The sequence below is a fragment of the Allomuricauda sp. ARW1Y1 genome (genome assembly GCF_013407935.1).
Classification (GTDB): Bacteria; Bacteroidota; Bacteroidia; order Flavobacteriales; family Flavobacteriaceae; genus Flagellimonas.
The window spans coordinates 1-14,678 of record NZ_JACBZU010000005.1 but is presented as its reverse complement, the minus strand read 5'-3'; the positions used below and the strand labels follow the sequence as shown (position 1 = coordinate 14,678).

16 protein-coding genes are annotated in these 14,678 nt (G+C 40.5%); 12 read left to right on the top strand and 4 right to left on the bottom strand.

What is annotated here, in order from left to right; genetic code table 11:
* Window positions 1–3: 3 nt before the first annotated feature.
* The 6 genes from GGE08_RS13050 to GGE08_RS13025 all read left to right on the top strand — a co-directional run bounded on the left by GGE08_RS13050 (window position 4) and on the right by GGE08_RS13025 (window position 4,611).
* Entirely contained in the window at window positions 4–591 is a 588-nt protein-coding gene (locus tag GGE08_RS13050; protein WP_179385332.1) for a BfmA/BtgA family mobilization protein, read from the top strand.
* A 2-nt stretch (window positions 592–593) separates the two neighbouring features.
* Window positions 594–1,613, top strand: a complete 1,020-nt coding sequence (mobB, locus tag GGE08_RS13045; protein ID WP_179385331.1) for a MobB family relaxase — start codon at window positions 594–596, stop codon at window positions 1,611–1,613.
* 11 nt (window positions 1,614–1,624) lie between these two features.
* Window positions 1,625–3,208, top strand: a complete 1,584-nt coding sequence (locus GGE08_RS13040; protein WP_179385330.1) for a type IV secretory system conjugative DNA transfer family protein — start codon at window positions 1,625–1,627, stop codon at window positions 3,206–3,208.
* A gap of 361 nt (window positions 3,209–3,569) precedes the next feature.
* Complete coding sequence (locus GGE08_RS13035; protein ID WP_179385329.1) at window positions 3,570–3,836, top strand: hypothetical protein; 267 nt, start codon at window positions 3,570–3,572, stop codon at window positions 3,834–3,836.
* A gap of 27 nt (window positions 3,837–3,863) precedes the next feature.
* Window positions 3,864–4,034, top strand: coding sequence for a hypothetical protein (locus tag GGE08_RS13030; protein ID WP_179385328.1), 171 nt, complete (start codon window positions 3,864–3,866; stop codon window positions 4,032–4,034).
* Between the two features lie 34 nt (window positions 4,035–4,068).
* Complete coding sequence (locus GGE08_RS13025; protein WP_179385327.1) at window positions 4,069–4,611, top strand: DUF1643 domain-containing protein; 543 nt, start codon at window positions 4,069–4,071, stop codon at window positions 4,609–4,611.
* A gap of 92 nt (window positions 4,612–4,703) precedes the next feature.
* Here the strand turns inward: GGE08_RS13025 and GGE08_RS13020 are convergent, their stop codons facing one another.
* The gene (locus GGE08_RS13020; RefSeq protein WP_179385326.1) at window positions 4,704–5,435 is read right to left on the bottom strand and encodes a hypothetical protein; all 732 of its coding nucleotides are present in this window, start codon (window positions 5,433–5,435) and stop codon (window positions 4,704–4,706) included.
* 382 nt (window positions 5,436–5,817) lie between these two features.
* Between GGE08_RS13020 and GGE08_RS13015 the strand changes: the two genes are divergently transcribed.
* The 6 genes from GGE08_RS13015 to GGE08_RS12990 all read left to right on the top strand — a co-directional run bounded on the left by GGE08_RS13015 (window position 5,818) and on the right by GGE08_RS12990 (window position 11,010).
* Window positions 5,818–5,994: a hypothetical protein gene (locus tag GGE08_RS13015; RefSeq protein ID WP_166250160.1), complete on the top strand. Its 177-nt coding sequence runs from the start codon at window positions 5,818–5,820 to the stop codon at window positions 5,992–5,994.
* A gap of 71 nt (window positions 5,995–6,065) precedes the next feature.
* On the top strand, window positions 6,066–8,009 hold the full coding sequence (locus GGE08_RS13010) for a hypothetical protein (protein ID WP_179385325.1): 1,944 nt from the start codon (window positions 6,066–6,068) through the stop codon (window positions 8,007–8,009).
* A gap of 14 nt (window positions 8,010–8,023) precedes the next feature.
* The gene (locus tag GGE08_RS13005; protein ID WP_179385324.1) at window positions 8,024–8,689 is read left to right on the top strand and encodes a response regulator transcription factor; all 666 of its coding nucleotides are present in this window, start codon (window positions 8,024–8,026) and stop codon (window positions 8,687–8,689) included.
* 97 nt (window positions 8,690–8,786) lie between these two features.
* Window positions 8,787–9,596 (top strand): hypothetical protein, encoded by an 810-nt coding sequence (locus tag GGE08_RS13000; RefSeq protein WP_257024032.1) that lies wholly within the window; start codon window positions 8,787–8,789, stop codon window positions 9,594–9,596.
* A gap of 147 nt (window positions 9,597–9,743) precedes the next feature.
* Entirely contained in the window at window positions 9,744–10,793 is a 1,050-nt protein-coding gene (locus GGE08_RS12995; protein ID WP_179385323.1) for a type I restriction endonuclease, read from the top strand.
* Complete coding sequence (locus GGE08_RS12990) at window positions 10,783–11,010, top strand: hypothetical protein (protein ID WP_179385322.1); 228 nt, start codon at window positions 10,783–10,785, stop codon at window positions 11,008–11,010. The genes GGE08_RS12995 and GGE08_RS12990 overlap by 11 nt, the downstream gene beginning before the upstream one ends.
* Before the next feature lie 8 nt (window positions 11,011–11,018).
* On the opposite strand, the gene GGE08_RS12985 is transcribed toward GGE08_RS12990, so the two are convergent.
* From GGE08_RS12985 to GGE08_RS12975, 3 genes are all read right to left on the bottom strand, one after another.
* Window positions 11,019–11,831: an endonuclease/exonuclease/phosphatase family protein gene (locus tag GGE08_RS12985; protein ID WP_179385321.1), complete on the bottom strand. Its 813-nt coding sequence runs from the start codon at window positions 11,829–11,831 to the stop codon at window positions 11,019–11,021.
* Between the two features lie 256 nt (window positions 11,832–12,087).
* Window positions 12,088–12,588, bottom strand: a complete 501-nt coding sequence (locus GGE08_RS12980) for a hypothetical protein (RefSeq protein WP_179385320.1) — start codon at window positions 12,586–12,588, stop codon at window positions 12,088–12,090.
* On the bottom strand, window positions 12,585–14,228 hold the full coding sequence (locus GGE08_RS12975; protein ID WP_179385319.1) for a hypothetical protein: 1,644 nt from the start codon (window positions 14,226–14,228) through the stop codon (window positions 12,585–12,587). The genes GGE08_RS12980 and GGE08_RS12975 overlap by 4 nt, the downstream gene beginning before the upstream one ends.
* Window positions 14,229–14,678 lie beyond the last annotated feature (450 nt).

The window sequence follows — 14,678 nt, the reverse complement described above, 5'->3', positions numbered from 1 at the left end:
AAAATGGACAAAGGATACGAAAAGGAAGCATTTGCAGGTCTACGGATAAAGGTCTCCGTGACCCAAAAGTTCAGGGCGTTCGCCAAACGACAGGGGAAGTCCCAATCCATGACCCTGCTGGCCATGGTGGAGTTCTTTGACCATAACGGTATCTCTCCTGACGAACGGATGCACGAAACCGTGGCCAGCCTCAAATACCTGATCAAAAGACGCTTCAATGCCATGGTCGCCATCATGCGCAGTATCGAGAAAGAACAGACCCTGCCCACGGTCAGTATGATCCAGGCCCTCTTCGAACAGGAACTGGACCCTGAATCCGGGGAAGAATGGGAAGGGGACTTTACGTTTTTTGAACAGCAGCTCACCGAGAAATTACAGCCTACCGAACCGGAATTGCACGATACCGAAATCACCGTGCCCAAGATTGTTTACGAACGGCTGCAGGAACAGCTGGACGAACTGAAAGCGGATTTTGGCCATGTACTGGACCAGGTGACCGTGGCCAAAAATCCTTTCGGCAAGGAATTCCTCAAACTGGACCTCAAGCCAGGGGCCATAGAAAAATATAGAACAAAACTTCAAAATCTATAAGCATGTACATCGCCATCACACGCCAACATTTGGGAAACCAATATCAGGGCAGTGCCCGGGATTTTGTCAATTACCTCGAAAAGGAAAACGAAGGGAAGTCCTTGGAGGAGCAAGAGCGCTTTTTTAACCAGACGGAACACGATATCGATGCGGAGCGGGTCATTGCAGAGATTGATGCCAATACCGCCAAACTGTCCAAACGGGACCCCAAGTTCTATTCCATTATGGTCAGTCCTTCCCAAGCGGAACTCCGACATATCGGCAACGACCCCGAAAAGCTCAGACAGTATACGCGTGAACTCATGAAAACCTATGCCGCCGCTTTTTATCGGGACCGGGAAGTGACCGTTAGGGATATCCTTTATTTTGCCAAACTGGAACGGGAACGCACTTATTCCGAAAAGGACAGACAAGTCAAGGAGAACCAGCCCTATGCCAGTAAGATCTTGGAACTGCAACATCAGGTCAGGGCCGTACAACAAGGACGGGTGCAAGGGGAGATAGCTAAACTTCAGCAGCGGATACAGGTCCTGGAACACGAAGCCCCCCACCAACAAAACGGTAAGCGTATCGTTCCGGGCATGGCCAAGGAGGGGCACCAGAGCCATATCCATATCATTGTCAGCCGTACCGATATCACCAATACCCATAGCCTGTCACCGGGTTCCAAATTCCGTACCTCGGAAACCATCCTTAATGGGGAGAAGGTCAAACAGGGCTTTGATAGGGACCGATTCTACCGTGGAGCGGAGAAGACCTTTGACCGGCAGTTCGGGTACAAACGTAACTTTGTGGAGACCTACAACGCCCGCAACCTCTTGGACAAAGACCCCAAACGGTTTTTTTCGGCCCTGTTGGGCCTACCGGCAAACGAAAGGCAGGCTGCCCGCCAATTGTTGTTCAAGGCAGGGGTCAAAGTGCCCAGCATCCCCACCAACAAGGCCCAATTGGCCTACAAGGCCATGATGCAGCTCAAAAAGTGCATCGGGAAGGCATTGGAATCGGGTTCCATCGGTATTTAAAATAGCGCAGTATGGAAATCAGTTGGATCATAGTTATGGTGGTTTGGATCATGGGCGTGGGACTTTCCGTGGCGGTCCACCGGTATCTTAAGCAAGGCTATATATGGGGTTTGGGAGTATTGCTGTTGGTTATGGTAGTGGTGGGATGGGGCAGGGGATGGACGCTCTTTTTGGAGCAGGCCTTGGTGTTTTGGCTTCCCTTGTTTTTTATGCATACCGTACTCTATGCTTGGGTGGATTACCATATGGACAAACTCAAACCATCCAAGGTGTTTGAGGTCAAACTGAAGGTCAAGGGAAGGGCCTTGGTACTGGGGAATATCCGTCGCGGGATATCGGTGATGGCTTCTGCAGGTAGCGGAAAGACCGAGAGCGTGATCTATGGTCTATTGCAGCATTTCCAAAAGGAGAATTTCTCGGGGATCATCCATGATTACAAGGATTTTGAGATCACGGAAATGGCCTATCCGCTCTGGCAGGATGAACAGATTCCCTTTCGGATCGTGTCCTTTGGGCCCATCCATCATCGTGTCAATCCCATCGCGCCGCACTACCTGCCCGATGAGGAAAGTGTACATGAAGTATCCCGGGTGCTTCTGGAAAACCTGATGGAACACAGGGACTCCGACGAGAACAGTACTTCCCGTTTTTTTAAGGATGCTGCAGAAGGTTTGATCAGTGGGCTCATCTGGCGGTTGAAAACGGACTATCCGGCCTATTGTACCTTGCCCCATCTCATGGCACTGTACCAACAGCTGGGCACCAAAAGCCTGATCAAGTTCCTGCGGGGAAACATTACTTCCAGAGCCATGGCCGATGCCTTTATCAGCGGGGTGGGTTCCGAACGACAGACGGCAGGGGTGCTCAGTACGCTGGCCAATGCCATTAAAAAGATCAGTACCCGAAAGATATTTATGGTCCTGTCCGCCGATGAGGTCCCCTTGGATATCAATCATGAAAAGCACCCTTGTGTCATCGCCTTGGTCAACAATCCGCAAAAGGATGCTTCCCTTTCGCCCGTGATCGCTACCATCATCCATACCATCTCCAAACAGATGAGCCAGCGACATCGAAAGCCCTCCTTTATGCTCTTGGAGGAGGCTTCCACCTTACGTCTATTGAACATGCACCGCATTCCGGCTACCCTGAGGAGCTATGATATTGTGAGTGTATATGTGCTTCAGGACAAGGTCCAGAACGATATGATGTATGGGGAAAAGGCGAGCAAGGCCATCCTTTCCAATTTATCGTACCAGTTTTTTGGGAAGGTAAACGACCCCGATACCGCTAGATATTACGAGCGTTTCTTTAAGCTGGTCAAGATACCTACCCGAAGTGTAAGCAAGAGCTCGGGCCTGAATCTGGAGCGACGGATTACGGAAGGGGAGAAGGAAGTGTCCAAACGCAGGGCGGAGGTGTTCTTTCGGTTAAAACAGGGGGAGTTCGTAGTATTTGCGGACGGGAAGGATAGAAAGGTACGATTTCCGAGGCCCGATATCCCGAAAGGGTTACCAAAAGCTAGGGAATACTCCGAGAAGGATTTGGAGCAGCACTACTTGAAGGTGCATCGGGAGGTGAGTACCTTGTTCAAATAAACAGACTTTAAAAGATTACAGGTATTGGAAAATTAATGTTCACTCAGATGATTTAAGATAAAATCCGCTCGTTCCAAAACGGGGCGATAGGTGATTTCGTTAATCAAGTATCTGAAAGATAGATGGGACGTAGATTTTTGTTGTGTAACATGAATTGTGAATTTGGTTTACGCGATTCCATAAAGAGAGGAATCATAAGAATGGTATTTTTATAAACTACAACGCAATGAAATTGGAAATCGGTCCAAATTAATCTCGAAAATGATATATAGGATATCTAAAGCCAAAGCCAATGAAACAACACATCACGAAGTATAGGGAATCAATCGAACAAGTAAAAGGGACAATTAAAAACGATTTGATGGATTATTTCAAATCAATGGATCTTTACAAGAAATCCAATGATTTTCAGGTATTGCAAATTCGTGATGAGACCGATTTGGACAAATTATGGTACAACTCAGGGTTTTATTTGATTTTGACCGACCATCAGGTCAATGGTATTGACAGTTGTTCTTTAAATTATACGAATTATAAAGTGATATATCGAGGACATTCATATTTTACAAAAAAAAGAGTTATCAGCCATTTGGCCAATGATACCTATAACAGTTCGCACTCTGGATAGGGTGTGCACTATGGAGTATGCCTAAAAATGGATAACTCAGGTAGAAATGGAATCAACATCAACCAAGAACCTTATAACTCTTGGGGCTGGATGGTTATCGTATTCAAAATGAAGGACAGTGACAAGTTGATTCGAGAACAAGCCGAAGTCGCTTTTGACGAGGTTTTCGGGCGACCGTGTAGATCAATGGAAAGGTAACAATGATAGGATTGAACTGAAAAAGAAATAACGTATGGAACATGTAAAACCCATAGAATGGATCTACATGAACAATGGGAGCAATGAATTAAGGTACGCCTTGGGCGAAAAAGGAAATCGAATGGTTGGCTGCATCGGGATAAATCCAAGTACAGCCAGACCGGACGACCTGGACAATACTTTGGGTTCGGTTAAGCGTATTGCCGAGTTTAACGGGTATGATGGTTGGGTGATGTTCAACATTTGTCCACAAAGGGCCACGGACATCAGCGAAATTGATTATGAGGTCAATCCTCATGCAATCAAAGAAAATCTATCCATAGTGAAACGCACCCTAATAGAATACAATATCGATACAGTATGGCTGGCCTTTGGTAATTTGATCGAATATAGACCCTATCTGAAGATGTGCTTTTTAGAAATGTTTGCTGCTCTAAAGGGCCTGGATGTCAATTGGAAGATGATTCAGGAGCCAACGCAAAAGGGACATCCCAGACATCCACTCTATAAGCCTGTGAAAAGTACATTTGTAGATTTTGATATACAGCGATATGTATCGGAGGTCCTTAAAGGATAACCGTAACCATTAATGGGGATGCATGCGTTACAGTAAAGGCATCCAAATGAAACCCCATTGTTCTTAATCCTTAGTAATACTATTGAATTCTCTTATTCTTTCAGGTATGAATCTTCCCGATTGGTATGCAATGGTATACGGGTCATGATGATATGTTCCGTAATAGCCTTTAAGGTCTTACCAGTAATGGGATGTAATCCGGGGGCGGAATAGTATTCAGTCTCATCGTTACTTTTGGTGTAATACCAAATAAGTGGTTGTCCGGTCTGTTCAGAAAAAAATTGGGTTGCCATATCCACTTCTACTTTTTTGAAATTTTTCAGTTTTATGGGATCCATGGGGACGATTGGGGTTCCATATGTTGATAATGGGCCTGTATCGCAGGATACTGGGACATATATAGTGTCAGCCCACGTCATACAGCTGTTGTCCGCACTGTTATCTTTCCTGCTTTGCCATAACACGGTAAAGGTTACAAGGGCAATCAAGCATCCTGCGAATACCCAAAGCCGGCTATTCCCTTTTTTATGGACATCAATCGTTTCCTCGGGAGTCGTTCCTTGGGATGTTGTTGCCTTTACATACTCCGTAAAATCTTTAAATCCCAAATAGGTGCACAACAAATTGATACTGTCAGGCTGTAATTTGTAATCAGTGTTGACTTGCGTAACATACTTGTCATATGCCCTTTCCAAGGTCTTGGAGCTCAAATCCGTTTTTGATGCTATATGGGTGGCCAAGGCAAATCTTGAGTGCGAAACGGTTTCACTTTCGGCCTTCTTAAAGACTTTCCTTACCAGAAATTCGATCCTTTTGTCTTCCATTTGGGTTAAAAATACAAAATTCCTAGTGACGAATCCTTGAGGGGTTCCCTCGTGAGCCCTTGTTATCACTGGTGTCTAATACTTGTCGAATACAAGTCCGATCCGTGTCTGCAATCCAAAGGAACACTTCAATTTAATTTGTTGCAGAAAATGGATTCTGCTATGTATTGCTAACATAGCCGTTCTAGAAAATTCATTTTTATGGGATGCTGTAATGTGACCTGTATAGGGTTCATTGGAAAGTAACCTAAAGGGTCACATGCAGTTTCCACTTTCCAACACTAGCAAAGGAGTACTCCAAACTCACAGGTGGCTGAAAAGCACCAACGCGCCGGAAAATCCGGTCAGCCCCCTCTTTGTTCAACTTTAAAATTTCATAAAAATGAAAAAAGTGTTTTTGGCCTTAATGGCCGTTGTTTTGAATATGTTTATGTTCTCATGTTCCACTACCGATACGGCTGAGATTGAGAGCGAATACGACATGGTCGCTACCGAAGGAGACGACCAAGACCCGACGCCACCACCACCTCCGCCACCACCGGGAGGAGGCGATCAGTAAGAATAATTTTACTAATTTGAGCCATGTCTGGAAATCAGGCATGGCTTTTTTAATAAACTAACCTCTTATACTTGGAACGGTATATATTGCTGATCATAGCGACGATTTTTGTTTCTTGTGGCCCACCCAATAAGAACGGAGCCAATGATTTATCTGATTCTTACGACAGTATTCATAGGTACTATAACCTTGCCTTACAAAAGGATATTCCACTGCATCAAAAAAAGGAGAGCATAAATAGGGCTCTTTATTTGGCAAGGAATCTAAAGGAGGATTCTATTTATGGAATGTTGATGTATCAAAAGAGTTCCTTGTTATTTCAGGCAGGGTCTTACGATAGTCTAGTGTTGCATCATGACAGCTTCATTACAGTGCAATCCCGATTTGGTAGGCCTAGATTATCAGGATCCCATTACTACCTGATGGGGTACTATTATGACCAGGTTCAATCTGATTATCGTAAGGCATTTGAAAATTACAGTGCTGCCAAAAGCCAATTCGAGTTGGCAAAGGACAGCAGCTGGACAGGGAAGTGCCTATTGTTTATGGGGGTAATCCAGAAGAACCAAAATGATTTTTTTGGGAGCAAGGAAACCGTGACCGAGGCTCTTCAATTTTTTAAAGAATCTCGTGACAGTACTGACATTGTCCAATGTTACGGGCTCTTGGCCACCAATCACAGGAAGTTATTGAACTTTGAGGATGCAGTATCTTACTATACCAAGGCGATTAACAGTAGTAGCTCCATGTATGATAAGATAGCATTTGAGAATAATCTAGCTGCCGCTTATATTGATGATGGAAGATATGAAGAGGCAATAGTTCTTCTAAATAGAATCAAGGGTCATCTAGGATTGGATTCATCAGCAGTGGTTTATGCAAGGATATTGGATAATTTGTCCTATGCCCAATGGCTCCTAGAAAAAAAGGATGTTGAGGCTTCATTTTTGAAAGCCCTTCAAATCAGAAAGGAAAAAAAGGATTGGCGTGGGCAATTGGCTAGCTATACCCATCTGGGTGAATTTCACATGGAAGATAGGTCCGACAGGTCCAAAGCTTATTTTGATTCGGTCATTCAGGTGTCCCAAAAAATCAAGGTGCCAAGGGCGGAGACCGATGCATTAAAGTTCCTAATGCAGCTAAACCCCGAAAATGTGGAGCTCCGAAACCGATATATTTTTTTGATGGACAGTCTGGATGCTAAAGAAACCATGGTCAAGACCCAATTCGCAAAATACAAATATGATGATAGACTAAAACAGGAATCCATATTGCGCTTGGAAAAGGAAAAGGCGGAACAAGCCTTGTTGGCCACAAAAGAGCGAAATCAAAAAACCATATCCTACTTAGGTTCCCTGGTATTGTTATTGGGATTAGGTTTTGCCATCTATTTTTTTAGACAACGTACCAGACGTTTAAAGGAACAGAATGAGTGGACACGGTTGGAGGCGACACTGGAGACGGAAGCAGAGATGTCACGAAGGTTACATGACGATTTTGGTGCAGGGCTCAACCAAACCATGTTAATGTTAAATACAGATGTGGATAAGACAGCTGTCTTGGATAAATTGGATGGGCTTTACCATCAAAGCCGAAACTTTTCAAGGGAGGTAAATGAAGTGGCCACTGGAGAATTATTTAAAGAAGCGTTTTTGGAAATGCTCCGTTTTAGGACCCCGAGTGAAGCGAACCTATTCATGACAGGTATCAAGGAAGTCCCATGGAATGAAATGGCCCCTTTGTCACAAAAAGTGCTCTTTAAGGTAGTACAGGAACTGATGATCAATATGGGTAGGCATAGTAAAGCCAGCATGGTCACCATTGTTTTTAAATCCACAGGAAAATCAGTAATAATCAATTACTCGGATAATGGGGTGGGGGCATCTCCAAAGGAACTCAATGCCAAAAATGGACTTCGGAATACGGAAAAGCGTATTCAGGCCATTGGAGGAAGCATTACTTTTGATTCCTATAAGGGTCAGGGCTTTAAGGCTTACATCATGATTCCATTATAATTCAAAGCATCGCAATGTTTAAAAAAGTATTGATAGCAGAAGATTTTCAGGATACCAATCAAGGGATATCGGAAATGTTGCGTGAGAAATTGCAAATTCCATTCATCCAGGACGAACTTTATTGTGATAAGGCCTTTAATCGCTTAAAACTTGCCTTGGGCCAAAATGAACCCTATGGATTACTGATTACAGATCTGTCTTTTAAAGGAGATCATGTGGAACGCAAACTCACCTCTGGATTAGAACTGATTAAAGCAGCCAGAGCGGTACAACCGGACATAAAGGTCATCGTGAACTCCATGGAAGACAATCCGTCCAAGATCAATTCACTTTTTAAGGAAAAGAAAATCAATGCCTATGTCTGTAAGGGACGGCATGGTCTTACGGAATTGGTAAAGGCGGTCCAGGAAGTGTACCACAACCGAACCTATGTTTCTCCAGAAATTGATCTGAATGTTTCCAATAATGTATTTGAACTGGAAGAGTTCGACTTGATGATCTTACAGTGTTTGGCTGAAGGGTTAACGAAAAAAGAGATTTCGGAAAAGTTCAAAAAGGAGCATATCACCCCCAACAGTGAAAGTACCATTGACAAGAGGGTCAGTAAAATGTTCGATGAATTTGGGGCCAAGAACACCAATCATTTGATTGCCAAAATGATTCGGGAGGAAAAAATCTGATTTATAAGTTGTTAGTGAACCTTTGAATTTCCCTTGCAGATATCTGTAAGGGATTTTTTTGTTTTGAAAATAAATTTGAAACATCAATATCATCAAAATGGAACACTCATTTGCCAACTACACAGCTAGTAAAACTCTACGTAACTCCAATAATAAGAGTACCATTGGCTTTAGGTCAGCCCGAAATTTCAAAATGACGGTCATTGTATCGATTTTTATTTGCCTGATCGTTCCAAAACAGCTCAAAGCCCAGAATGATGGGGCAGCTATAGCCGGTGCCGTGGGAGCATTGGCATTGGTTGGGGCTGGTGTGGCAGCGGTTGAACAAATGAAGGAGAGAGCAGAGCTCACTGCAACGCAATGGGTTTTGTCCAACCATCCGGAAATGTCCAGTTTTTCGTTAAAGACAGTTGACTTTGATGGAAAAAAAGTAAAGGACATGTCATCCGCATCCGTAATCACTTTCAAGATTCAAGAATTTGAACCAGAAGACAATCCTGTTCTGAACGGTAAAAAATATGTACTTCTTGGGTTCACCAGTCATGGATGGATTAATGAATATGGCATTGATTTCAATAAGGTTAAGTGGTTTATGATCAATAAATCAGAATGGACAAAAATGATGGTGGCTTACGTAAAAGTGGCCTCTGGAGTAACCTCCGACTTGGAGAGTGACATTATGAATGGAAAGATTGTCAATAGAGGAGTCAGGGTTAAAGGAAAAAATATGATTCCATTTTATAAAATGGAAGGAGACATGTATGTGGTAACGGATTACTCCAACGAAATGAAATTTGTTTATAATGAAAGGTCCTTAGGTATTTTCTTGAAAGATACCCGTGACCTTGTACAAATAAAAAGAGGTAGCCTAATAGAACTCCATGATTTCTTTTATGAGGAGAATTGATATAATATCACACACTGACCACTGCAATAGAAGTGTAGGATAGTTCAGCTTACTGCACGTGAATTGCACAACTTGACAATCCCTTACGGAAATCTGTAAGGGATTTTTTTTTAATAGGGGTAGGTTTGGTTAAAAATATGTCCAAAGATGGAACTACAGAATCAACTCAAGGTCTTGGCCGAAAAGGTTATCAAACTCAAAGAGAAAATAGATACCGAGGAATCCACCAAGCACGCATTCGTACTGCCATTTATAAACGTTTTGGGTTATGATACCTTCAATCCAACCGAGGTCGTACCGGAGTTTACCGCGGACTTGGGATTGAAAAAAGGTGAAAAGGTGGATTATGCGATTTTTCAGAATGGTGTTCCCATCATTATCATTGAGTGTAAAAACTGGAAAGAAAAGTTGAATGCCCATAATTCCCAATTGTTCCGGTATTTCCATACGACCAAAACCAGATTTGCCCTGCTGACCAATGGTATCGAGTATCAATTTTTTACCGATTTGGAATCAACCAATAAAATGGACGAAAAACCTTTTTTGGAATTCGATATCACTCAGTTAAAGGAGAATGTAGTCAACGAGATTGCAAAATTCCATAAGACGAACTTTAACGTCGATGAAATTGTGGACAATGCGAGCTCCCTGAAATATACCAAGGAAATAAAAAAACTTATTGGGGAAGAACTGCAAGCGCCAAGCTATGATTTTGTCAGGCTCTTCGCATCACGGATCTATACTGGCCGGCTTACTGAAAAGGTAATGGGGGAATTTACCGATTTGGTAAGCAAGGCCTTTACCCAAACCATTAGCGAGAAGGTGAACGATCGCTTGAATTCAGCGCTTCATAAGGAAGCGCAAAAACAACAAGAAGAGGACAAGGAGCCCGAAAAACTAAGCAAGGTCAAAACCACCGAGGAAGAAATGGACGCATATCGTATTGTGGTGGCCATTTTGCGCAGAAAACTCCCAGTCGATCGTATCGTGCATAGGGATACCCAATCCTATTTTGGTATCTTGTTGGACGATAACAACCGAAAACCCCTCTGTCGTTTACATCTCAATGGGGGCAATAAATACTTAGGGACCTTTGATCAGCACAAGGAGGAGACCCGACATCCGATTGAGACGGTGGACGATATTTACCAGTTCGAGGACCTATTGTTGAAAGCAGTTGATTACTATGAGGATTAGAATTTTTTTGCTCCCGGTACTTTTTATTGTGCTTTGTGCCTACGGTATGCCTTCCAATAATGATACCATGGTCTATGTATGCATGGGAAACGGAAGCAAAAAATATCACTATCGCAAAGACTGCAGGGGCCTTTCCAACTGTTCTACCAAGATATATGAGGTCACTTTGACCAAGGCCAAGGATTTGGGCCGTACGCTCTGTGGTTGGGAGGATTGAACCTTATTTTAGTTTATCTTAAATCTTAATAGTACTGGTAAATGATCCGATAATTTACGGGCATCTTCCAATTCATCGCAGAATTTCACAAAATCAATAGTTTTTCCTTCCGTCTTGTAAATATCCTGGGAATAAAAAATATTGTCGATAGGGTGATTGAGGTAATCAGTTCCGTCGCATTTTCTTTTTAAAGTGGTCTTTGCATTGGATATGGCTGCTTTAAAACCATTATCTTTTAAGAAATCAAAAACAGGTATCTTTTCATCGACATTAAAATCACCAGCAATGATCAATGGAGTTTCTAGTGAATCAATGATGAAATTAGAAAGTGCGATGATTTCACTTTCGGGGTCTTTATTATAGGGCCTGGAATGAAAATTGATCAGGGTGAATTTATTTCCTTCAACATATAAATCAAGTAAAAATGGCTCTCGGTCTACTAACGAATCTAGTTCTGAGACAAGCCAACCTCGATTTTTTATTTTTATGTTGTTGGTTTTCCAGACAATAGCATAGCGCTCTGTAATATATTTAGGGCTGTTTGTAGGGTCACTTATGACATAGTCCCATTTCGCCCCTTTTCGGTTTAATATATCGGCAAGCTTGGCCACCGCTTGGGCTCCTCCATAACCTGCAACTACTTCTTGAATGGCCAAAATATCAGCATCCCTTACGATTTCAGCGATTTCATTGAGTTCTTCACTATTTTTGGTCCTTCCAAAATCTTTGATGTTCCAAGATAAAAGTTTAATTTCTTTATGCTGCCCCAGAACGACACAGTGGAAGACTATAAGTATAAGGAACGCTAGCTTTTTTAGCATGAGGTGATTTATTTAATTGGAAAACATGTATAGGGAGGACATAGTGGCATATCCATTGTATTATTCCGCTGTCGATTGGTCTTAATAGGCTCTTTATGGGTATGACCAAGAATATGTCCATGATTTAATTCGATTAAAAACAAGGTGCAAATCAGTTGAGTGGCATTGAACATCATTGTATTAAGGTGTTTTCAATATTTTCGATAACGAAAAAAGAATTGAGCGGTTGGTATTATTTTTATAACTAGTCCTACATCTATCTGTAAAGTGGCATTTCAGGATAAGGTATAAATTCATCCAATAATGGTGTTAATCCTGTTTTGACTGCAAATACAAAGGCTAACATTATACCTGAAAATAATATGACCGAATTTAAGTTGTCATTGGCAACTTCTACAAAAATGCTTTCACCTTTGTTAAATAAACTGAAAAGTAGGCTTGACAACCAAAAAAGTACTACAAAAACAAGCAATGTTATTCCAAAAAAAGCACAGTAAAACGATATTTCTTTTAACACTAAACTATTACCAGCTAATTGGCTTGGAAGAATTTTTATAAGTGTTTGAAAAGTATGAATTAATTCACTTTGCAATAGGCCTAGTCCCAAAAACAAAATACCTTTAAAATATGAAATACTTATTGGATTTTCATTTGCTGAGAGCTTGGTTTTTAGTTTGGATTTTATAAAACTATTCAACAAAAATAGAGATGCTGCTGTACTTAAGATTATTGCTAGAAAAGTTAAAAAATTGGTCATATTGATAGTTTTTTATTCGATTTTAATGAAACATTCCAAAACCTCATATCTGATATTTCACGAGAGATAATGCCAGGCGGAATGCCTTTGTTTGTGGTTTCCCAAACGAAATATTTTATACCATTTATGGATTTTGAAATCCCGTTGTATGGTAAATTAATTCCAATTATTGAATGTTTGTAAAGTTCACTTGATAACATAACAACATCGTAGTTGTAGTGATTAAAAATTGTGAAAAGTAAAAGTGTTCGAGTATCGCAATCTCCTTTTAAGGTAGATACAAATTCTACCGGCGTAAGCAAGCCATATTTTGTAAATCCTTGGCAATCGCCTTTACTCGCTAAATATTCTTCAATAAAAGTATCGTTATAGTTATCGGCATTACAATCATCGCTTAGAATAAGCGTATAGGGAATATCTTGAATCATTGAAACAATGACCTCTGCAAATGCAATTTTATTCAGCTTTTTTTCAAATTTTAAACTGTCTAATGTTGAATAAACTAAATCAAGTTGATTTAAGTCGTAATCATAAATTGTTGAAACAATTCTATTGTATTGAGAAGTGGTGTTTAGGGGAATTGAAAGATTATTTCTTAATTGATAGGCATCTTTATAATCTGAAAATCGCATTTTCAGGTCTGCTTCATATAGATTGTTTGCATAATCCTCCCAAATTCTATGGTGCGTAATTATACTATCACCTAAAATAGGATTATCTTCTATTACTGTGACTTCATCAGCATCATCTACAACATTTGTTTTCTTTATGTTTGGATATTTTAGCGTATTGGTTATTGATGATACAATTCCAAATACCACCAATACTAAAAGTACAATACCAGCAAATCTAAAAATCCATTTGGACACGCTAATAATAACACTGCTCAATAAGGAAAACAAATAAATTGCACCCAAAATAATAGCGATAGGTAAAATTACTTTCCAACCAAAAATTAGAAGCGGAATAATAAAAATAGCTCCAATTAATGTTTGAAGCAGCAACCCTAATATCTCCCAAAACGAAAAACTAGAATTTTTTGTACCTGATTGCTTTACCCAAGAACCCCAATAAGTAGATTTGTCGGAATAATAATATTCCCAACGCTTATAATCACCATCAACTTCTGAGTTTCCAGTTTGCTTTTTAGTTTTAATCCTGTCAGAAGTCAAACTTAATTTCTTGGGTGTTTCTTCCTCAATTTCCACTTTGATATATTCGGTATCATAGTGTCTTAAATAACCAGAAATATCACCGGTAATGTCACCAAAAATTTTATTTCCCTCATACACCTGATTTGAAAGCGTATAATCACTTAATTTTTTGTCGTTCAAATTGACATTATAAGCTTTAGTGCCCCCTTTTTCATCAATTATTTCAAGAGGTAGATTGTCTGGTAGTTTGGTAAGGAAATTATCAATTTCTTGGAATTCTTCTGGTTCTCCAGTTTCCCAATGCCTTATGTTATTCTCATTTTTTATGGTAGTGATTTCTCCAGAGATTACTTCAAGGTCATAAAAATTTTCATGTTTAACATCTGACTTTCTTGGGTCGAAATAGCCAATAAATTTACCTCGGAACTTACCTTGGATGTAAGTCCGTCTTTCAACATGATTCTCTATGGTTTCATATTTAGGCATATAAGCTATCCAATAAATCGTCCTCTTTGAGTAAATCCCTTTTATTTACTTTTCTTTTTGTGTTGAATGGTGCATCAGAAAAATGCTCATCGTAATGCAGATCCATGCCGTATTTGTTGTTAAATATTTCGTTATACTTTTCTTTAAATAACTCATATTCATATTTAACGAGATGTGATTCTACGTAATGTTTAGTCTTGTAGAAAATACTGTCTTTATGGATAAAGATTTTAAGATATGTTGGAATAATAAATAGTATTAAAACAAATAATGTTATAAACCAACTTAGAGGATATTTTTTGTTTAAAATAATGATACCTTGAATGTAGTAATTTGATTTTTTCACCAACTGCTTTGTAGCCTTCCCTTTTTTAGGACATCGCTAAATTCATAAAATTATCATTAATGTCGTCTGTTTCGGGGAAGAATTCTTCCCCGAAACGGTTCTTG